This window comes from Salipiger mucosus DSM 16094, from assembly GCF_000442255.1.
Taxonomy (GTDB): Bacteria; Pseudomonadota; Alphaproteobacteria; order Rhodobacterales; family Rhodobacteraceae; genus Salipiger; species Salipiger mucosus.
In genome coordinates, this window is record NZ_KE557276.1 from 175,221 (window position 1) to 193,916 (window position 18,696).

The window sequence follows — 18,696 nt, forward strand, 5'->3', positions numbered from 1 at the left end:
CGACCGCATCGCGCTGGTCCTCGGGAATGGCTGACAGATCGATATCAGGCAGGGCCGGCATACCCCGAACATATCCCGAACCGACTGGAAATGCGCGCCAAATCAGCCGGCCGATTCATTCTGCCGCAGCCGGTCGACTTCCGCAAGGGGCACGACGGACTCGCAGCGCTGGTGCAGTCGGTGCTGAAGGAGGACCCGTTCACGGGGACGGTGTTCGTGTTCCGCGCGAAGCGGGCCGACAGGCTGAAGATCCTCTTCTGGGATGGAACCGGTCTGGTAATGGCCTACAAGCGGCTTGAGGAGACGACCTTTACCTGGCCCGCCATCCGGGATGGCGTGATGACGCTGAACCGGGCGCAATTCGAGGCCTTGTTCGCCGGCTTGGACTGGCGCCGGGTAAAGGCGCTGGAAGCGCGCAGACCGGCGGCGGCATGGGCGAGGTGGTGATCCAACTCGACGCCGACACGCCCGCCGGGCGCATCGCCGAGATCGTCCGGGCGCTCGGGGCGCGCGCGTGATGCTGCCGGCGCACAAGGTTCGTATCCTGGTGGCGACGCAGCCGGTCTGCGCGCTTCCAGCGCCTTTACCCGGCGCCAGTCCAAGCCGGCGAACAAGGCCTCGAATTGCGCCCGGTTCAGCGTCATCACGCCATCCCGGATGGCGGGCCAGGTAAAGGTCGTCTCCTCAAGCCGCTTGTAGGCCATTACCAGACCGGTTCCATCCCAGAAGAGGATCTTCAGCCTGTCGGCCCGCTTCGCGCGGAACACGAACACCGTCCCCGTGAACGGGTCCTCCTTCAGCACCGACTGCACCAGCGCTGCGAGTCCGTCGTGCCCCTTGCGGAAGTCGACCGGCTGCGTCGCCACCAGGATACGAACCTTGTGCGCCGGCAGCATCACGCGCGCGCCCCGAGCGCCCGGACGATCTCGGCGATGCGCCCGGCGGGCGTGTCGGCGTCGAGTTGGATCACCACCTCGCAGACAGCGAGCCGGATATCGCGCCCCACGGCGCTGCTCTCCGCCTCTGGCGCAGGAGACCCCGCGTCACACACCACGAGAGGCGCGAACACCGCCTCATCTCCGGCGCCCTCATCGGCCGGCAGGACAAGCTTGCCGTCCTTCGCCATGCGCCGCCACGCCGACAGCTGGTTCGGCTGGATACCGAACCGCGTTGCAACATCGTTCACCGTCATTCCCGGCTGGAGCGTCTCGGCGACTGCCTGCGCCTTCGCCTCATCCGGCCAGCGCCGGTGTCCGGACGCGTAGATCTCCACACCGAGCGATCTGAGAAACGCATTTGTAGCGCACATTGCGAACCGCACTCCCTAACTCACGATAAGGATGCTCTCGCATTCGCCGAAACATCGCGGAAGGTGACCGCGGGACAGCGCTTACTATTCAGCTCGTGTTTACAGTGGCTGTCCAAGGTTGAGAAGACCATCGCATCGAGACTGTAGGGTCTGCCACGGATTCCGGTGCTCACCTTTACGCTAGCAAAATCGGGCAAGAGTCATTCGAGTGAAAAAACGAGGAGGAGTCATTTCAAGTTAGCATCGTTGGGTGCATGTGGACCGGTTTCATACGGGTTAATCGCATGCAACCGGTCCATTATGTTGCAGGGCGTCTTTAGCAAAGCCGCTGGGGACACTTCATCTGCGGTACACGTTGGGGCAGGCAGCCAGTCAGGTTTCGAGACTACTGGACCAAAGTCAGTGAGGGGGCGTCTGGGCGGTCAGGTATGTGTCCTGCCAGATCGAAAATCAGTGTTTCGACTTCTTCCCACGGGAGGTTAAGGTCCCTTGCGATCTCTGACCGGGTGACTCCGTTTTTCCAGAGTGCCGCCAAGACCTTTCCTAGCACTGTGGACGTCTCGCGCTCCACGCCTACTGGCTCCCCCTTCCTGTACCCTCGCTGCCCAAGGTCGATGATGATCGACCGATAATTCCAATCACTCAACATCCCAAGGCCGTGCAGTCGCGTCGCCAACGCCATTGCGGAGACCTTCCAGCGCTGTTTTGTCTCGATGATCTGCGAGGCGCTGTAGATATGCCCGAAACGGCTCTTCACGTCGGCTTCAGGCATCAAGAAGGCAGACGCGAACTGGTCCGCCTGCTTCTCGGCATCCTCAATCTGCGCCGACTCCCGCGCCGCGTGGAAGTGAAGGACAAGGTGCGCCAGTTCATGTGCGGAGTCGAAGTTCGACCGTTCCGCGGTCTTGCGTTGGTTCAGGAACATGTAGGGTCGTTCTGCGTGCCAGAACGAGTAGGCGTCAACGTTCGGAGTGTTCTCGGATAGGGAAAGCACCCTGATCCCCTTCGATTCGTAGAGCTTGAGAAGGCTCCCTATCGGGCGATCACCAATGCCCCAATGCTGGCGCAAGAGGCGAGCGGCGACCTCGGGGCGGTCCCGCTCCTTGCTCAGATCAATCAGGTCAGGTGCAGGCAGGTTGAAGTGATGTTCTATCCAGTCATAGAAGGCGATCCCAATCGACCCCGCCGCCAAGGACGCGTTGCGTTCTGCAGCGCTCATCTTCTTGAGACTCCGGAATGAGACTGCCTTCGTCTCGAGAGTTTCCGGGGCTTCCATGAAAAAGAATTCGACGGGGTAGTCCAAGGCTTTCGCAAGTTTGTGCACCGTGGATTCGTCGGGCTGGTGGCTGTTCTCTGCCTTGGACACAGTAACGGGAGTGAGGCCCGCAGCTTCTGCGAGTCCCTTTCCTGACAGCTTCCGCCTGAAGCGGGCCATCTTCAGTCTTTCTGAGCTGAACATCACAGTTTGTCTTTGATGCTAACTGGCACGTCGAAGTCGTCGAGAGGCTCGCCCTCGGGTTCGATGCGGTCTTCCCAGTCTTCGTCCGGACGGTCAACGAAGATGCGCTCACGGAAGTCACCATATCGCTGATTTTCGATGATCGGACTGGACAACTCGACGCTGCCGTCTTCGCCTACCATGACGAAATAGGTCGCAACCTGATCGGCGTGCGGGTCTTTTACGTCAGCTCGTGGCACCCTGTCATGGTCGGTTTCAAGGACCATCCCGCAGTATTCGAACAATGGGGCGCTGCACATCCGTTCAGAGGCGGAACCTTTCATCGAACGTGGCATCGGCTTGAACACAAGGTCACAGGCCCTGTCGACGTTCTGGTACCCAACCCGGATTCCGAGTTCGCGATTAATCACAGCTTCGACCCCAAGGGTACGGTCTATCACCCATTCTCCGTCCAGTACTTGAGCGCGTAGTGCCTCCACGCCTCGGATGTAGGCGAGCGTGCCCGGTGCGTTCAGGGGCATGAGCGGGCTTGCATCATCTGCGGCTGCTCGGGCAGAGTCACGAATGGCAAGAATTTGCATCGGCGCCAAGCCGAAGTCAGCGAGACGCACTTCGGCGTTTTGGGGGTTGTCGGTGATCGCGGTGTTGAAAGCTGCCATGCCTACCTCGTTTAAGATTCTGCCCCGCATTGGAGGGGAAAAAACTTAAACGCGCAAGGGCCTTCGTACCAGCCTGCGGCAGGACGCGGGCTTTGCGGAGGTATGCCGCTTCACACCCCCCCGCAGAAAGTACCCTTATAAATCAGCAAGTTGAAATGGTTTGGCGGGGGTGGCGGGGGTGGCGGGGGTAGTATCTTAAAAAATAGTAAGAGATGATTATTCAGGGCGCAGGCAGGGCAGGCGCAAAAAATGTTTCTCATTGGGGGCGGAGCGGGCGGAAATACCCCCGCGACCCCCGCAAGATCGACTTAAGGCATTGAAATCACATAGGACATTCTACGGGCCTACCTCCGCATACCCCCCGCAAGCAGCCCCGCGACCCCCGCAAACCCCTTCTTTTCAAGGCTGAACCGCAAAAGCAAAGGTCGGCTAACGCCGACCCTGCCAATTCATCAAGTCACTTCCCGTCCGAAACGGGAACCTTGCGCATCCTGAAAACCACGCCCTTGTTCTTCGTGTCCGGGAGTGCTTCGAAGTGCAGGTCGTATTCGCGCCCGTCTCCAGACCGCCCCCGATGCGGCTTGCGTGTCAGCTTCTCGAAACCGGGGCGAACGCGCGCGCCCGTCTTGTAGCAGCCGTCATAGTCGCTGTAGCCCCAGCTCTTGATCTGGATCGGGTCCGGCTTGTCGTCTCCCGGTTCGATCTTCGCCCGCTCTTCGCCGTTCAGAATGTCCACAAGGTTCACGGTCTTTTCACTATTGAACTTTGCAGTCCCGCCGGGGCGGAACTGGGTGCCGTCCGGGTAGTCTGCCAGAACGTCCATGAGGTGGTTTGTATTCTCCTGCGCGGCGTCAGCCGCCAGAGCCTTGGCGTCTTCCTGACCTTCGAGGAACCCGGTGAACCCGGCGGCTTCGAGAACGCCGCCCGTGACCTTTGCCCAGTCTTCGAAGGATGCCAGCGAGTGCGAGCTGCGCTGCATCCCCTGCGCCACCCAATTCTGAATCAGGGTCAGGCACGCGTGCACCAGTTCGGCACGGTGCGTATCCACCCACTTGGACACGTCTTCATGAAGGAACCCGGTCCGCTTCTCAGGGGCTTCGACCTTGGCGTCCAGCGGAATGAAGATCGAACGGCGGAGCAATTCCTTGGACAGGGTGACGTTGTTGGCGGTGAACATGAAGATGGACCGGACGTCCACTTCAATGGTCTGCGTCTTCCCTAACACACGGGCCTGATACGTCCGGGCAGTCTGCGCCGATGCCAGATCGCCGGAATCCACCGAATGGTTGATGTTGTCGAAGACGATGTGAGTCGGATCGTTCTGCAAGAGAGCCGCAAGTGTCTTCGGAACCTCTTCCTTGTTCGACGGCAGAGTCGACTCGGGCGCAGGGACGCCGCTGCCGATGGTGGTCAAAAGCTTCACCAAGAGCGAGGCCCCCGTACCCGGCGCGGGCTTGGACAAAATCCAGCCCGGGGTCGGCCCGTCAATCATCTCACGCATGAAGGGCAAGAGGGTCAGGCCTACGGCATGGGTCACGGCGGGAACGGTTTCGCCGTCCAGCGCCGCCATGATTTCCTGCCGCGACAGGCCGCCCAAGGGAAAGTCTGCCAGCACATTGTCCACGATGAGCCGCTTGGCGTCCTGCACCTCTTCGGCAGTCGGATGCGGGCTCACGCCCGCCAGCTCCAAGTCATTGTCCAGATACATCTGCGATCCGGCATGATACCCGTTCGTCGTCACCAGCGCCCCGTCTGCTGCGAAAAAGGGCGTGTCCACGGCCCCGCGAAGGGGCAGGCAGAAGTCGCTCAGTTCGGATGAAAACAGGTCGTCTACAACGTCATAGGGTGGGTAGACATGCTGCATTTCACCTTCGCCCTTCAGCTTCTGAAACACCGTGACCCTGCCCAACGCGTGGCGCTTACCGGGGCGATCCAGCGACTTGATGCGCCCCCGGCGGACAATGGTCGGTTCTTCCATGTACTCGAACAAGAATGGGGTCTTTTCGTTCGCGGTACGGACGGCGTCAGCCGCGTACTGGGTCTGGTCCGGGGCGGGCGCGGTGGTCAGCATACCTTCCTGAACCTCGCCTGCCTGTGGCTTCCGGCTCGCCGCGTCCAGCTCCTTCCAGAAAACCTGGACTCTGCGCTTGTCGAGGTTGGTGTTCTTAACGATCACGGCGGTGACATTGGCCTTGGTCATTTCGTCCACACCGTCCCGCCAGAGCGCCTTGAAGAACTTCCGAATGTCGGCAGCCTTCGAGGCGGTGGTGACCCCTTCGGCGCGCTCTTCCGGCGTCTTGGTTTCGTCGCCAAGGTCGCCGGGAAGAGGTTCAAAAGGATTGTCTTCCCCGTCTGCGATGTACTCCCGTGCCTGTTCAATCCGGGTCTCTAGGTAGTCTTCCGAAGCGTAGCGTGTCTCCGCGCGGTCATCATCGCACTGGGCGGCAAGGATGGCATCCCGCAGGGTCTTGTGAAGCTCAGACGCCTCAGCGTCATGGCCGTGCACTGAGAACCACGAACAAGCTGCGCGATACACTGGGGAGTCGAAGCCAGCCCCACCTTCCTGATCGCCGATGGTCGCGAGAATATTTTCGAAGCCATGAGCATCGCTGACGCGAGCCTTGGCTTCGTCAGGGCGCCGGCCTGTCTTCGTACTAGACTTGTCGGACGTGGTGCGCGACTTTCTGACCGTCCGTGACTTCGTCGCGTTGAACGCTGCCTGCTCCCATGCCTCGGGGGCGCGAGCCACCTCACATTCCCAAGGCGCGCAACCGTCAGCCCAGCGATAGAAGCCGCCGCTCTTGTGCAGAGACGGTTCAACAATGATCTGTCCGCCGAACCCACGCACGTCGATCTTTTTGGCGACGATCGAGGCGGTATTGCGAATGTCGAGGTCGGTCCTGAAAAGAATGTGCTCGCCCTTGCCAGAGCCGCTCGCGGAGCGAACCGTATCGGGCAATGGTCCAAACTCTGCTTCGAGCCGCGCCAGTTCTTCCCTGCTGTCTGCGTCGAGCACCCAATATCCCTTAGGGATCACAAATGAGATGTTTCTGGGGTAGGTCGGCTTGTAGTAGGGTAGCTCCTTGCCCTTGTCCCCGCCGCTCTCAATGGGCGGATACTTCCCGTCACCACACCATGCCGCGATGACTGCAGCGTGATCCGAAGTCGCGCGAAGCTGCCACTGCGCCCCCAGCGGCACCTTGCCGTCCTTACCCTTACCGCAGGCATTGCCTTGATCGGAGAAGCTGTACGCGTCGGCGACGGCCCAGCCCATCTCCGCATACCAACACGCGTAGGCTAGCGACATGATGTTGTGATCGGTGGCGTCGGCGTAGTTCTCGTTGCTGCGACCGATCAGACTGCCTAGCGCTTCCTGCGCAGCGCCAATGTGCTCGGGGGGCAGGACGGCGGCTGCACGTGAGCGCGCGCGTGCAGCCCGTTCCGTGTGGTACGGACTCTGTCGGTGCGGTCGGTTGAAAAAATGCCTTCCGACCGGCAAACGGTCATCCGGGATATCTTTGGGGCGACCGTTTTCCAGATCGACGATATTTTCGCCCGCCGCTGCAAACGGGTTATCTTCGTCTACTGATACCTCTGCCTTTTGGTTAGTTACCATGGTCTCTTCTCCTTCTGAGCCTTAGCGTTTCATTGACGGCCTCCTTTCGAGTCCGGTTATGGCGCCGCCCCCGTGAGGGGGCAGGCAATGCTCCTGTGCGACGCTTTTGCGTCCAGTCGTGGTAGGCCCTTGGCGGGCGTCTATTTGGTCAGTCCGCCGGTTCCGGCGCGCCCAACATTTCCTGCACTTCTCCGCACAGCGCGCGCAGTCCATTGTCGCGCAAATCAGAGGCGGGCAGTTCCGCTACCTCCTTCATCGTGTTTGCCGCCAAAATCAGGTCGGCGTCGCGGTCGTTGCTCATTCGGTCGTTCCCTTCTTCGTCACTTTCGATGGGCGCAGACTACTCGGAGGGGCGGTTTTCGGCAACGTCGGTTCGCCATAAGTGATTGATGCATCTATATAATTCAGCTTGAAGCTGAATTTGCCCATTGCGCTTGAGGTGTCATGGCACCTCTTTTCTGCTTCAAGCTAAACTTCTGAGATGACGGAATGTTACAGTTTGTAACAATCAGGCTGCGAACGCTTCAGCTTCTTCCAGTTCCAGCCGTACCTGTGCTGCCAGTGCGTCGCGCGGGAACCGGATCGATTCCACCATCTCACGCGGCGCGGTGGCCCAATCGTCCGGCCCTTCCGCGTCGAAAGTGGGGCAGGCACCAAGGAGGCGCAGAGCGGCCTTCGCGGTATCCCGATCACCTCCCACCAGCCGCGCCACGTTGGCGACGCTGAAACCGAATTCAGGCCCGTTCGCGTGTTCGGTCAGGTGGTGGTCCAGCGCATCGGCAAGACGGAAGGCTTCGTGCAGGGCGAAAGCGCCGTCATCGCCGGTGAACTTGCTGACAAGCTCGCACAGAGCCAGCCGCCGCGCTGCATGGCGGTCCTGAGGTTCGTCGGTCACGTCGAGTGCGTCGCGCATGGCGAGGTAGAGCTTTGCGCGCTGCGGCGCAGTGAGGTCGATCATGGTACTTTTCCAGTTTGGGAGTGATGATTGGTCCGGCGCGAGACACAGAAGCCGCCGGTGATGCTTTCCGGAAGACCCGCCTAGGCGGCGATCTGGTCCCCGAACTCTTCGGCGAGAAGCAACGCAACGGCGCGCTCGATTGCACTCAGGTTGGCGCGGAAGCTTACATAGTCGGGGCACGCCATGCGGGCCGAGTGCCACAACTGGCGCCGCCGGAGCGCGCGTGCCTGTGCGATCTTGAACGCGCTGGGATCGAAGGTGTTAAGCGGCATCGCCGGTCCGCTCCCATTCTGCGATCTGGGCTGCGATCCGCTCAGCTTCCGCGGCGAAATCGGCCTCTGACCATTCCGCACGGATAGCCTCCGCCTTCGCCCAACGGGCCGCGCGCGCGTTCTTCCGCTCGGCACGTGCTCGACGCTCAGCGGGCGGAACGGCGTGATGGTTCGCGTTGCCCCAATTCGGTTCCGACGTAATTCCGGGGTCCGGTGCGCCAAGAATGTTATCGGCCATAGCGCCCACCGTCCGCCGCGTGGGCCTTGGCCCTGACCCGATTGCGCTTGCGATCCTCCGGCGTCAGCTCTTCCGCGCCCGTCTCTGCCATCTGCGCGCCGAACCGGCGGCGGATTTCATCATAGGCGCGGGCCGTCAGTACGTCGCCGGTCGGCAGGAAGCGGTGTCCGTGGGTGGTCTGGTGGAACAGCGCCCACCATGCGCCGCCATGGTCGCGGCGGATGATGGACTCAATCTGGTCAATGGTCATCACAGCACCTCACACAATACCGTGGCGGCGAGCGTAGTTCATACGTTGGACGGGCGAGAGACCGGCCAGAACAGCGGCGTGTTCATTCATGGTCATAGTGTTGGCGACGTCCTCGCGCGGCTTCGTCAGGCCACGTTCGCGGGCGTAGTTCATCTTCTCCACCCGTGACATGTTCGCGGTGTCGCTTTGAATCTTCGTCACCTCTGCTTCCTTCACCTCAGCCGCGATGAGCTGATTTGAAATCGACGGCTCTTCCCTGAGCCCGTCGAGTGCGGCGGACAGGTCCAGCTCAACATCGCCCCCGGAAAGGACATGGTCACGGACCTGCGGAAGATTTGCGATCATGGCGGGGTCCACCTCAATCGTCGTTCGCGCAGCGAATGCCGCGCCGATCTGCCCAACGGCGCGTGTGAAATTGGCTCGGTCGTCTTCGGAGAGGTGGGGGAGAAGTTCCTCAATGGTGCTCATGTCAAGCTGCCTCGTATTGTTCGGAAGGGTTCACGGCCCAGAGGGGCTTGGCAAAGGAATGCCAACCGGCATCGGTGACCGGCAATTCATCAGTCTCGCCGCTCAGGATGAAACGGACGAATCCCGGGTGGATAATGGTGATCTGTGCCAGCCGGTTGATGCCACTCAGGCCAGCTCCGACTGCCGCACCGCGTATTGCCTTCGTAACGGCTCGCGCCCGCTCGATCTCTTCGCCCCTCAGTGACGCGTAGAAGGCCTCGCTACGGTTCACCGCGTCGCCGTCCAACCAAAGGCCATCATCGCCGTGCTGGGTGCGGACTTCAGTGTCATGAGCCACCAGCGCAGAAAGGTCATCGGAGTGCAGCCCGCGGGCGCGACGTGCGCGCAGACGCGCGACGATCTCAGGGAGGGCATAGGTACGCCCGCGCGGGTCACAACTGGACCAAACGAAGGTAGGGTAAGGGTCGGATAGCCACCTAAAGGTGGACTGGTCGGAGACGCTTAAAATAGCGCAAATATCGGAGCTGCGCACAGTTGCGCTGTTGGGATTCATAGCTGTTCCCTCCTGTCTGAGCAGGATGAATGTGGGGAAGAAACGTCTGGTCTCGCTTGAGGCCTGAGGCGGCGCGCGCCGCTGGACGTCTTGATATGTCGTGTATGAACGATTTTACTTGACAAGTCAAGAAATATGAAAAACGGGTCACGCCGTCGATTCGCAGCAATAAATGAGTAAGCATGTAAACAACCCGCTTCCGCGGGCGCGCGTGCAAGAAGAAGGCCCGCCGAAGAGGGCGGGCCATCGTGAGGCAAAGAGAGCAGGGGGGTCACCAGTAGGTGATTGCGTCGAGGGCTTGTTTCATCGTTGCGCGCCCGTGGGCCGTCTCGCCAAAGGGTGTCTTGTAGTGTCGCAGCTTACCTTGGCCGACTACATGCCCAATGATGCCTCGGATCACGTCATCGGTCATGCCGTCTTGCCGCTGCAGCCGATCAACTAGTGTGTCCTTGAGGCTGTAGAGCACATGTCTGTCGTTCGTGAGTCCAGCATGGCGGATCACCTTCGTGAAGTTGTCCGACATGGTTACGGCGATGGTTTTGGACTGACTGTCACGCTCAAAGCCGCCGTTGGCGAGGAATTCGGGAAGGTCTGAGATGTTTGTCGAAATCGGCAGCTTCCGCGCGGTGGTCTTTGTCCTGAGTATCGTCAAGATTCCGTTCTCGACGTCCGCCGCCGTCAGGCGGAACACTTCGGCTGGGCGCAAGCCTGTGTAGAGCATGACCCGCACGGCCATCAGAAACGCCCTGCGGCGTTCGGGTTTAATGCGACTGGTGCTCTTTGGTCCCCATGCTTCGCACAGCGCTTGCCAGACGCACTTCATTTCAACGTCATTGAAGGCCTGCCATCGCGAGTCTTCGACGGTCGTGACGCGCTTGGAGAGGCGCACCCGAGGAAACTGAAGGTCGGCCAACTCGTCATACTCATCCGCTGCCCACCGCCAGAGGGCCTTGAGCGGCGCGAAATGCTTTTCGACGGTTTGGACGCTCACGCCGGGGTCCGCATCGAGCTTGTCTCGATGTAGTCTGAGGCGGTCTCTGTCGTAGTGGGGCAGGGCGTGGTCGCCCCCGCAGTTGTCGATGAGGCGCCGGACCATCTGTCGATATGAGCGGGCGGTGTTCGGGCGTAGAGCCTGAACCTTGATGTATCGCTCCATGAGCGCGGAGACACGCATTTCCGGTGCGCCTTGGTCGGGCAGCGGCGCCAGTTCCTCCAGTCGCTGTGCGAGCATTGCCTTGTAAGCATCGTACTGCATCCGCGCGACTGGATCGGACGGTGGCGGAAGGCGCATGACGGCTCCGCCCTCAGCGCGGCTGTCGTCCCCGAAAGCCAGCGCCTGAGTGATCGAGAGCTGGGCATACTCCTTGGGCTCACCTCGGGCGCTACGAAGGACCGTTGGGATGCGCTGCCACATCGCGCCAAGGATATCTTCGACCGTACCCTCTTCGCCTTCGATGGCCTCAGGCGCCCCGTGATGCTCTAGTTCCGCTATGCGGGCTGAGGTGCGGCCAGTGGCTTGGCTGACGATCTCGCATTCCGATGTTTCAGGATTGCGCAGGCGCGAAATGGTGGCGTCATGCTCTCTGCGAAGATCGGCAGCGCGCATCACTGCTTGATCGTAGTCGCGGCCAAGCGAGAGGTTCCAGAGTCGTTTTCGGAGTGCTGTTTGGCAGTCGTCTGGGACCCTGCGATTGTACCTGTACAGACCGTCTTTGGTGCGGGTCACATACCGTGCTTTCTCAACTCTTCCCACGCTGTCCTCACTGCCGAAAAACACGAAATGTATAGCAGGCAAGGGAAAATTGTATAGCAAAATCGCCTCTCATGAACGCTCAAGCAAGGTATAAGTCATGAAAATATGGCGATTTTCTCATTAAGGAGTGGTTCGAGTCTCTCATCACCCACCATTCCATCTCCTTGAAGGCAAAGAAAACCCTTGGATTTCAGGGTGTCAGGCCGTTTCAAGGTTGCAACCGGCGGAGCGATGGCCGGCGCGGTTCGTCACCTGGTCAACAGATCCGGGCGGTTTCATGCCCGGCTTGTGGTTCCGAAAGATCTGCGAAAGATCGTGGGCAAGACTGGGCGGTGACTGCCGACAGGCCTTGACGCTGTTGCCCGGTGCGGTTGCTCGGCTTCGGCACAAGACAGCCCAGGCTGGGCAGAAGGCCGGGAGGGCGGCTCGCTTGTGTCCCGAGCCCGCTACAGGGGCGTGGAGGCCAGCGGTTTCGCGGTCACTCACTCTGAACCCAGGGGCCGCCGGCCTGGACAGGGACCCATCGTGACATCGGATGACTGGCGCTCCGCGAGGGAGCGAAGGCCCTCTAGGCGCCGACAGTGGTTGCGGCCGGGCCGTCGACGATCATCATCGGGCAGCCTTGCGAGCAGCGCTCGACGCGGCTGTCGATGCCATAGAGTTGCCGGATCATGGCCGGCGTCAGCACCTCGAGCGTCGGGCCCGTCACGACCACGCGTCCGCAGGCCAGGGCCAGGGTCGTCGTGCAGGACCGCATCACCTGGTTGAGGTCGTGCAGGGCGAGGATCATGACGGCGCCGGTCTCCCGCGCGTAGCGCCGCAGCGCCTCGAGGATCTCGTATTGCCGGTAGAGGTCGAGCGCCGAGGTCGGCTCGTCCATCAGGACCACCTTGGGACGCGTCACGAGGGTCTGCGCGATGGAAACCGCCTGTCGCTGTCCGCCCGAAAGCTCGGGCAGCTGGCGCTCGGAGAGGTGGGCGATGCCGAAGCGGTCCAGGACATCGTCGACGGCGGCGAGTTCGCGTGCCGAGAGCCGCCAGCCGCCGCCGCCTTGCTTCAGCGCGAGGATGATGGATTCGTAGACCGTGAGGGCCGCGCTCATGGCGGTATCCTGCGGCATGTAGCGCAGATCGGCCTGCTCGGCGCCCCGGATGTGCACGGTTCCCGCCCCGCGCAGCTGGCCCGCGATGCGCCGGAAGAGGGTGGACTTGCCCGCCGCGTTGGCCCCGACCAGTGCAGTCAGGGCGCCGCCCTCGATGGGCGGGGTGGAGGAGTTCGAGAGGATCTCGCGGCGGCCATAGCGCGCGCCGACCTGATCCAGCGCGAGACTTACCATGCCTTGCGTCCTTTCGTCAGGATGAGCGCCGCGAAGAAGGGCACGCCCACCAGCGCGGTGATGATGCCGATGGGCAGCACGGCGCCGGGCAGGATCGCCTTGGACAGCACCGAGGTCGCCGAGAGGATCACGGCACCGGACAGCATCGCGCCGGGCAGGAAGAACCGCTGGTCCTCGCCGAGGAGCAGCCGCGCCACGTGGGGGCCGACGATGCCGATGAAGCCGATGGTGCCGACGAAGGACACCGGGACGGCTGCCAGCAGCGACACCAGCAGCAGCGCTTCGAGCCGCAGGCGCTTGACCGGCACCCCCATGGCGGCGGCCCGGGTTTCCCCGAGGCGGATCGCCGTCAGCGCCCAGGCCCTGCGCATGAAGAGCGGGGTGCAGACCACGAGGATCGCGGCGGTGATGGCGACCTTGCCCCATGTCGCCTTGGCGAGGCTGCCCATGGTCCAGAAGACCACGGCCGACAGCGCCTGCTCGGAGGCGAAGTATTGCAGCAGTGCGAGCGCCGCGTTGAAGCTGAAGACCAGGGCGATGCCCAGGAGCACGATGGTCTCGACGGTCACGCCGCGCAGGGTCGAGAGGCCGAAGATCAGCAGCGATGCGGCCATCGCCATGGCGAAGGCGTTGATCGGCACCATGAGCCCGACCGCCGCGGGAAAGACGGCGACGCCCAGCACCATTGCCATTGCCGCGCCGAAGCTGGCGGCCGCCGAAAGGCCGAGCGTGAAGGGGCTGGCCAGCGGATTGGCGAGGATCGTCTGCATCTGTGCGCCGGCGAGCGACAGGCTGGCGCCGACGGTGACCGCGAGCAGGGCCATCGGCATCCGGATGTCCCAGACCACGACGCGCATCTGCAGCTCGGCCGCGCCCGGCGCGAAGATCGTGCGCAGCACGTCGGGCAGGGCATAGCGGGCCGGGCCCAGCGAGACATCGACCGCGACCGAGAGCACCAGCAGGGCCGCCAGCCCCGCGAGGATCGTCAGCCGTCTTGCGACGAGGCCGCGATAGCTGCCGGCGTGGTCGGTGGCGGCGAAGGCGGTCGTGGTTGCGCTCGAGATGCTCGACATGCGGTGCCCCGTGCGAGGGGCGGCCGGGGACGGCCGCCCGCGGGTTTCAGTTGGTCTCGGTGCCCTTGAGCGACACCCAGTAGCCGGGGCGGTAGTCGACCGGCAGGAAGCGGCTGTGCAGCTCTTTCAGCGTCGCCTCGGCGTCGAGATCGGGGAAGAGGTCGGGGTGCAGCCAGCTTGCCAGCTGCTGGACCGCGACGAAGCTGTAGGGGCTGTTGTAGAACTGGTGCCAGATCGCGTGGACCTGGCCCTGTTCGACCGCCTCGACGCCGGTGAAGGCCGGGCGATCCATGAGCGCGGCGAGCTTGCGGCGGGCCTCGTCCTCGTCGGCGCCGGGACCCACGCCGACCCAGTCGCCGCCGGGCACGTAGGCCTCCCAGTTGCCGCCCGTCGCGATGATCTGCTCGGGGTCCGAGGCGATGACCTGCTCGGCGTTGACGGTGCCGAAGGTGCCGGCGATGAACTCGGAGGCCATGTTCCGGCCGCCCGCCAGTTCGACGAAGCGGCCGAAGTTGCCCTCGCCGAAGGACATGCAGCATTCCTCGGAGTATCCGGCGGCGCGCTCGACGAAGGTCAGCGGCCGGTCGAGGTCGTCCTGCGCCTCGATGACCTCGGTCACGCGCGCCATCTGCGCGTCGTAGAAGGCGTTGAATGCCTCGGCGCGGTCCTCTTCGCCGAAGAGCGTGCCGATGATCTGCATGGATTTCGGGGTGTGCTCGAAGGGCTTCTCGCGGAAGTCCACGTAGACGATCGGGATGCCGACCTTGGCCAGCTTTTCCTCGTAGCCCGCTTCCTCGGTGGCCTGCTTGGACTCGAGGTTCATGATCAGCACGTCGGGGTCGAGCGACACCGCCTGCTCGATGTCGAAGGTGCCGTCCTTGAAGCCCCCGAAGGTCGGGATCTCGGTCAGCTGCGGGAACTTCCCGGCGTAGGCCTCGTAGCTTGCGGGCGAGGCCTGGCGGAAGTCGTCCCGCCAGCCGACGACGCGGCCGAAGGGGTCGTCGCCGTCGAGGACCGCGGTGAAGAAGACCTGCCGTCCTTCGCCGAGGATCACGCGCTCCACCGGTGCATCGACAGTGACCTCGCGACCGGCGATGTCGGTCAGGGTGATCGGGTCTGCTTGCACTTGGCTGGCTGCGAGAAGGCTCAGCGCGGATGCGCCGAGCAGGGCACGAACGGTCATTTGGGGAACCTCGTCATGGTCAGATGCCGTAGCCGTAAGGTGCCCGACAATTTCAGTCAACAATCAAAGTTGACAAAAACACTCGTGAGGGTGACATGGCCTCACGCAACGCCCCGGGATGCCTGATGACCTCCACTCTCCCCTCGAACCGAGACCTGCGCGACGAGATCCGCGACTACTGGTCCGACCGTGCCGCGACCTTCGACGACGACCCCGGCCACAAGATCGGGGAGGGGGCCGAGATGCGGGCATGGCGGGCGTTGTTCCTGCGACACCTGGGGAGGGCGCAGGGCCGGCGGCTTCTCGACCTTGCATCGGGGACCGGGGAGATCGCCCGGCTGTGCCGCGACATGGGCTTCGCGGTGACGGGCCTCGACTGGGCCGAACCGATGCTCGAACGTGCGCGCGCGAAGCTGCCGGGGGTCACCTTCCTGCAGGCGGATGCCGAACGCACGATGCTGCGCCCGGACAGCGTGGACGTGATCGTCACGCGGCATCTCGTCTGGACGCTTGTCGACCCCGAGGCGGCCTTCGCGGAGTGGCGGCGCATCCTCGCGCCCGGTGGGAGGCTGCTGCTGGTCGATGGCGACTTCGTCTCCAGGGGCTGGCTGGCGCGCGCCCTCGGGCGGCTGGGGCGCCCGGCGCCGCATGGTGCCATGTCGCGGCACGAGGAGATCCTCTCGCAGGTCTACTTCTCGGGCGGTGCACGGGCCGAGCGGGTGGCGGCGATGCTCGTCGATGCCGGGTTCGAGGATGTCCGCGTCGACACCCGTCTCGGCGGCATCCACCGCGCGCAGGCAACGCAGCTGGGGTGGCGCAAGTCGCTGCTGCGACGGTCCGAGCATCGCTATGCGATCTGCGCGCGCGTGCCGGGCTGAAAGGCGAAAGGCAGCCGTGCAGGTGTGTCCTTCGCGTTGATGGCGGTGACCGGGGTGGTCGTGACGCTGTGCGGTCTGTGATCCGCGAACCGGGCTCAGGACATGGCTGAGTGCTCGATCCCGGTGACGGTGGCTCGACGTTCTGCCGGGAGCCGCCGTCAATTCAGGGTGCGACTCGAAGTCCTGGAAATATCGCGCCTTGGCGTTGCGGATGCATTCTGGTGCCCCCATGACCCTGCGTTCGAAATCTCCTCTTGCGCGATACTGACCGGCCGGTCTCTCGAGAGATCCTTTTCTACAGCTTCACCCGGCGCAGGCGCAGCGCGTTGGTGATGACCGAGACGGAGGACAGGCTCATCGCCGCCGCCGCGATCATGGGCGACAAGAGCAATCCGATGAACGGGTAGAGGATGCCCGCCGCGACGGGCACGCCGGCGGCGTTGTAGGCAAAGGCGAAGAAGAGATTCTCCTGGATGTTGCGCAGCGTCGCGGTGGCCAGCTTGCGGGCGCGGACGATGCCGACGAGATCACCGCCGAGTAGCGTGATCCCCGCGCTCTCGACCGCCACGTCGGCGCCGGTGCCCATGGCGATGCCGACGTCCGCCGCTGCGAGGGCAGGGGCGTCGTTCACGCCGTCGCCCGCCATGGCGATGTAGGCGCCCTGCGCGCGCAGCTCCTCGACCAACGCCTTCTTGTCCTGGGGCAGGACGCCGGCGCGCACATCGTCGATGCCGAGATGGCGCGCGACGGCCTCGGCGGTGCGCTGGTTGTCGCCGGTCGCCATGATGACCCGCAGGCCGAGCGCGTGCAGGTCGCGGATGGCGCCTTCGGTCGTCTCCTTGATCGGGTCGGCCACGGCCACCGAGGCCGACGAGGGTGCCCTCCACCGCCACATACATCGCCGTCTTGCCGTCCGCGCGCAGGGCGTCGGCGCTGTCCTCGGCGGAGGCGGCGTCGATCTTCAGCGCCTCCATGAGCGCGCGGTTGCCGAGGGCCACGTCCCGGCCGGACACGCGGCCGGTCACGCCCTTGCCGGTGACCGCGTCGAAGTCGGTGACGTCGCGCCGTTCGGCGTTGCGCTCCCGTGCGCCCTGCACGATCGCTTCGGCCAAGGGATGTTCCGAGCCGCGCTCGAGGGCCGCGGCGAGGGCGAGCACCTCGGCCTCGTCGGTCTGCCCGAGCGCGACCACGTCGGTCAGACTGGGCTTGCCCATGGTCAGCGTGCCGGTCTTGTCGACGATCACGGTGTCGACCCGCGCCATGCGCTCGAGCGCCTCGGCGTCCTTGATGAGCACGCCCGCCTGCGCGCCGCGCCCGGCGGCGGTGGTGATCGAGATCGGCGTCGCGAGCCCGAGCGCGCAGGGACAGGCGATGATGAGAACCGAGACCGCCGAGGCGATGGCGAAGGCGAGGGCCGGCTCCGGACCGAAAGCCAGCCAGGTGAAGAAGGCGAGCACCGCGATGCCGACCACCGTGGGCACGAAGATCGCGGACACGCGGTCGGCGAGGGCCTGGATCGGCGCGCGCGACCGGCGGGCGCCCGCGACCATGTCGACGATCTGGGACAGCACGGTGTCGGCGCCCACCTGCGTCGCGCGGATCGCCAGCGTGCCGTTCCTGTTGATCGTGCCGCCGGTGACGCGGTCGCCCTCGGTCTTCTCGACCGGGACCGGCTCGCCCGTGATCATGCTTTCGTCGACCGAGGAGCGGCCCTCGGCCACCTCGGCATCCACGGGGATGCTGTCGCCGGGGCGGACGCGCAGCATGTCGCCCGCGACCACGTTCTCGAGCGGGGCATCGTATTCGGTCCCGTCCGGCAGGATCCGCCGCGCGGTCTTGGGGGCGAGGTCCAGCAGCGCGCGGATCGCGTCGCCGGTGCGCTCGCGGGCGCGCAGCTCGAGCACCTGGCCCACGAGGATCAGCGCGACGATCACGACGGAGGCCTCGAAATAGGTGCCGACGCCTTCGCCCATCCGGTAATCCTCGGGGAAGACGCCGGGCAGGAAGGTGGCGAAGAGCGAGTAGACATAGGCCGCGCCGACGCCGAGCGAGATCAGCGTCCACATGTTCGGCGACATGTTGCGGAACGAGTCGAGACCGCGCCTGAAGAACGGCAGCGCCGCCCAGAGGACGATGGGCGTGGCCAGCAGGAACTCGATGTAGGTGGCGATGCGGTGGCCGAGCCAGTCGCGCACCGGCAGGCCCACCAGCTCGCCCATGGTCAGGATGATGAGCGGCACGGCCGCCGCCGCGCTGATCCACATGCGGCGGGTGAAGTCGGTCAGCTCCTCGGAGGGCGCGTCGGTGGGCACCATGGGCTCCAGCGCCATGCCGCAGATCGGACAGGCGCCGGGCTCGTCGCGCACGATCTCGGGGTGCATCGGGCAGGTCCACTGCGTGCCCGGCTGGACCTGCTGCCCGGCCTCGTCGGCGTTGCCCGAGGCGTAGAACCACGGGTCGGCCTTGAACTTTTCCTCGCAGCCCTCGGAGCAGAAGTGAAAGGTCTCGCCGCCGAACGCCTGCGTCCGGGTGTCGCCGGTCACCTCGACGGTCATGCCGCAGACCGGGTCCGTGGCGGTCTGCGCGCCTTCGGAGATATGCGCGTCGTGGTCGCGGTGAGAGTGATGGTGGTGGTGTTTCGCGTGTTCGGACATGACCGTCTCCTTCTCACACGACATCACATAGGGCTTC

The 18,696-nt window shown here is 63.8% G+C and carries 16 protein-coding genes and 2 pseudogenes; 2 read left to right on the plus strand and 16 right to left on the minus strand.

Annotated elements, in window-relative coordinates; all coding sequences use genetic code 11:
• The first annotated feature begins 90 nt into the window (after window positions 1–90).
• Window positions 91–447, plus strand: coding sequence for an IS66 family insertion sequence element accessory protein TnpB (gene tnpB / locus SALMUC_RS31820; RefSeq protein ID WP_051155908.1), 357 nt, complete (start codon window positions 91–93; stop codon window positions 445–447).
• Between the two features lie 146 nt (window positions 448–593).
• Here tnpB (SALMUC_RS31820) and tnpB (SALMUC_RS31825) read toward each other — a convergent pair.
• The 15 genes and pseudogenes from tnpB (SALMUC_RS31825) to SALMUC_RS12970 form a co-directional block, all read right to left on the minus strand.
• A pseudogene (gene tnpB / locus SALMUC_RS31825) lies at window positions 594–896 on the minus strand (IS66 family insertion sequence element accessory protein TnpB); the annotation flags it as partial.
• The gene (tnpA, locus tag SALMUC_RS12910) at window positions 896–1,273 is read right to left on the minus strand and encodes an IS66-like element accessory protein TnpA (protein WP_021120338.1); all 378 of its coding nucleotides are present in this window, start codon (window positions 1,271–1,273) and stop codon (window positions 896–898) included. The gene tnpA and the pseudogene tnpB (SALMUC_RS31825), both read right to left, overlap by 1 nt.
• 421 nt (window positions 1,274–1,694) lie before the next feature.
• Window positions 1,695–2,768 carry a helix-turn-helix domain-containing protein gene (locus SALMUC_RS12915; RefSeq protein ID WP_020043266.1) on the minus strand — a complete coding sequence of 358 codons (1,074 nt, stop codon included), beginning with the start codon at window positions 2,766–2,768 and terminating at the stop codon, window positions 1,695–1,697.
• Window positions 2,768–3,427 (minus strand): hypothetical protein, encoded by a 660-nt coding sequence (locus SALMUC_RS12920; protein WP_020043265.1) that lies wholly within the window; start codon window positions 3,425–3,427, stop codon window positions 2,768–2,770. Before SALMUC_RS12920 ends, SALMUC_RS12915 begins: the two co-directional genes overlap by 1 nt.
• A 457-nt stretch (window positions 3,428–3,884) precedes the next feature.
• Entirely contained in the window at window positions 3,885–7,043 is a 3,159-nt protein-coding gene (locus SALMUC_RS12925; protein WP_021120340.1) for a bifunctional DNA primase/polymerase, read from the minus strand.
• Window positions 7,044–7,191: 148 nt separating this feature from the next.
• Window positions 7,192–7,344, minus strand: coding sequence for a hypothetical protein (locus SALMUC_RS29830; RefSeq protein WP_020043263.1), 153 nt, complete (start codon window positions 7,342–7,344; stop codon window positions 7,192–7,194).
• Between the two features lie 207 nt (window positions 7,345–7,551).
• On the minus strand, window positions 7,552–8,001 hold the full coding sequence (locus SALMUC_RS12930) for a hypothetical protein (RefSeq protein ID WP_020043262.1): 450 nt from the start codon (window positions 7,999–8,001) through the stop codon (window positions 7,552–7,554).
• Between the two features lie 80 nt (window positions 8,002–8,081).
• Window positions 8,082–8,273 carry a hypothetical protein gene (locus SALMUC_RS12935; RefSeq protein ID WP_020043261.1) on the minus strand — a complete coding sequence of 64 codons (192 nt, stop codon included), beginning with the start codon at window positions 8,271–8,273 and terminating at the stop codon, window positions 8,082–8,084.
• Between the two features lie 227 nt (window positions 8,274–8,500).
• Window positions 8,501–8,761: a hypothetical protein gene (locus tag SALMUC_RS12940; protein WP_020043260.1), complete on the minus strand. Its 261-nt coding sequence runs from the start codon at window positions 8,759–8,761 to the stop codon at window positions 8,501–8,503.
• Window positions 8,762–8,770: 9 nt separating this feature from the next.
• Entirely contained in the window at window positions 8,771–9,229 is a 459-nt protein-coding gene (locus SALMUC_RS12945; RefSeq protein WP_020043259.1) for a hypothetical protein, read from the minus strand.
• A 1-nt stretch (window position 9,230) separates the two neighbouring features.
• Window positions 9,231–9,782: a hypothetical protein gene (locus SALMUC_RS12950; RefSeq protein WP_020043258.1), complete on the minus strand. Its 552-nt coding sequence runs from the start codon at window positions 9,780–9,782 to the stop codon at window positions 9,231–9,233.
• Between the two features lie 271 nt (window positions 9,783–10,053).
• Entirely contained in the window at window positions 10,054–11,559 is a 1,506-nt protein-coding gene (locus SALMUC_RS12955) for a DUF6538 domain-containing protein (RefSeq protein WP_342663037.1), read from the minus strand.
• 544 nt (window positions 11,560–12,103) lie between these two features.
• Window positions 12,104–12,871, minus strand: coding sequence for an ABC transporter ATP-binding protein (locus SALMUC_RS12960; protein ID WP_020043256.1), 768 nt, complete (start codon window positions 12,869–12,871; stop codon window positions 12,104–12,106).
• Window positions 12,865–13,944, minus strand: a complete 1,080-nt coding sequence (locus SALMUC_RS12965; protein WP_020043255.1) for a FecCD family ABC transporter permease — start codon at window positions 13,942–13,944, stop codon at window positions 12,865–12,867. The genes SALMUC_RS12960 and SALMUC_RS12965 overlap by 7 nt, the downstream gene beginning before the upstream one ends.
• Window positions 13,945–13,990: 46 nt before the next feature.
• On the minus strand, window positions 13,991–15,127 hold the full coding sequence (locus SALMUC_RS12970; protein WP_020043254.1) for an ABC transporter substrate-binding protein: 1,137 nt from the start codon (window positions 15,125–15,127) through the stop codon (window positions 13,991–13,993).
• Between the two features lie 125 nt (window positions 15,128–15,252).
• On the opposite strand from SALMUC_RS12970, the gene SALMUC_RS12975 reads away from it, so the two are divergent.
• The gene (locus SALMUC_RS12975) at window positions 15,253–16,005 is read left to right on the plus strand and encodes a class I SAM-dependent methyltransferase (RefSeq protein ID WP_020043253.1); all 753 of its coding nucleotides are present in this window, start codon (window positions 15,253–15,255) and stop codon (window positions 16,003–16,005) included.
• A 295-nt stretch (window positions 16,006–16,300) separates the two neighbouring features.
• Here the strand turns inward: SALMUC_RS12975 and SALMUC_RS12980 are convergent.
• A pseudogene (locus SALMUC_RS12980) lies at window positions 16,301–18,659 on the minus strand (heavy metal translocating P-type ATPase).
• Between the last annotated feature and the right edge of the window lie 37 nt (window positions 18,660–18,696).

Coding starts and splice junctions, on each gene's coding strand:
- tnpB (WP_051155908.1), top strand. CDS start 91: ATGCGCGCCAAATCAGCCGGCCGATTCATTCTGCCGCAGCCGGTCGAC.
- SALMUC_RS12915 (WP_020043266.1), bottom strand. CDS start 2,768: ATGTTCAGCTCAGAAAGACTGAAGATGGCCCGCTTCAGGCGGAAGCTG.
- SALMUC_RS12920 (WP_020043265.1), bottom strand. CDS start 3,427: ATGGCAGCTTTCAACACCGCGATCACCGACAACCCCCAAAACGCCGAA.
- SALMUC_RS12925 (WP_021120340.1), bottom strand. CDS start 7,043: ATGGTAACTAACCAAAAGGCAGAGGTATCAGTAGACGAAGATAACCCG.
- SALMUC_RS29830 (WP_020043263.1), bottom strand. CDS start 7,344: ATGAGCAACGACCGCGACGCCGACCTGATTTTGGCGGCAAACACGATG.
- SALMUC_RS12930 (WP_020043262.1), bottom strand. CDS start 8,001: ATGATCGACCTCACTGCGCCGCAGCGCGCAAAGCTCTACCTCGCCATG.
- SALMUC_RS12935 (WP_020043261.1), bottom strand. CDS start 8,273: ATGCCGCTTAACACCTTCGATCCCAGCGCGTTCAAGATCGCACAGGCA.
- SALMUC_RS12940 (WP_020043260.1), bottom strand. CDS start 8,761: ATGACCATTGACCAGATTGAGTCCATCATCCGCCGCGACCATGGCGGC.
- SALMUC_RS12945 (WP_020043259.1), bottom strand. CDS start 9,229: ATGAGCACCATTGAGGAACTTCTCCCCCACCTCTCCGAAGACGACCGA.
- SALMUC_RS12950 (WP_020043258.1), bottom strand. CDS start 9,782: ATGAATCCCAACAGCGCAACTGTGCGCAGCTCCGATATTTGCGCTATT.
- SALMUC_RS12960 (WP_020043256.1), bottom strand. CDS start 12,871: ATGGTAAGTCTCGCGCTGGATCAGGTCGGCGCGCGCTATGGCCGCCGC.
- SALMUC_RS12965 (WP_020043255.1), bottom strand. CDS start 13,944: ATGTCGAGCATCTCGAGCGCAACCACGACCGCCTTCGCCGCCACCGAC.
- SALMUC_RS12970 (WP_020043254.1), bottom strand. CDS start 15,127: ATGACCGTTCGTGCCCTGCTCGGCGCATCCGCGCTGAGCCTTCTCGCA.
- SALMUC_RS12975 (WP_020043253.1), top strand. CDS start 15,253: ATGACCTCCACTCTCCCCTCGAACCGAGACCTGCGCGACGAGATCCGC.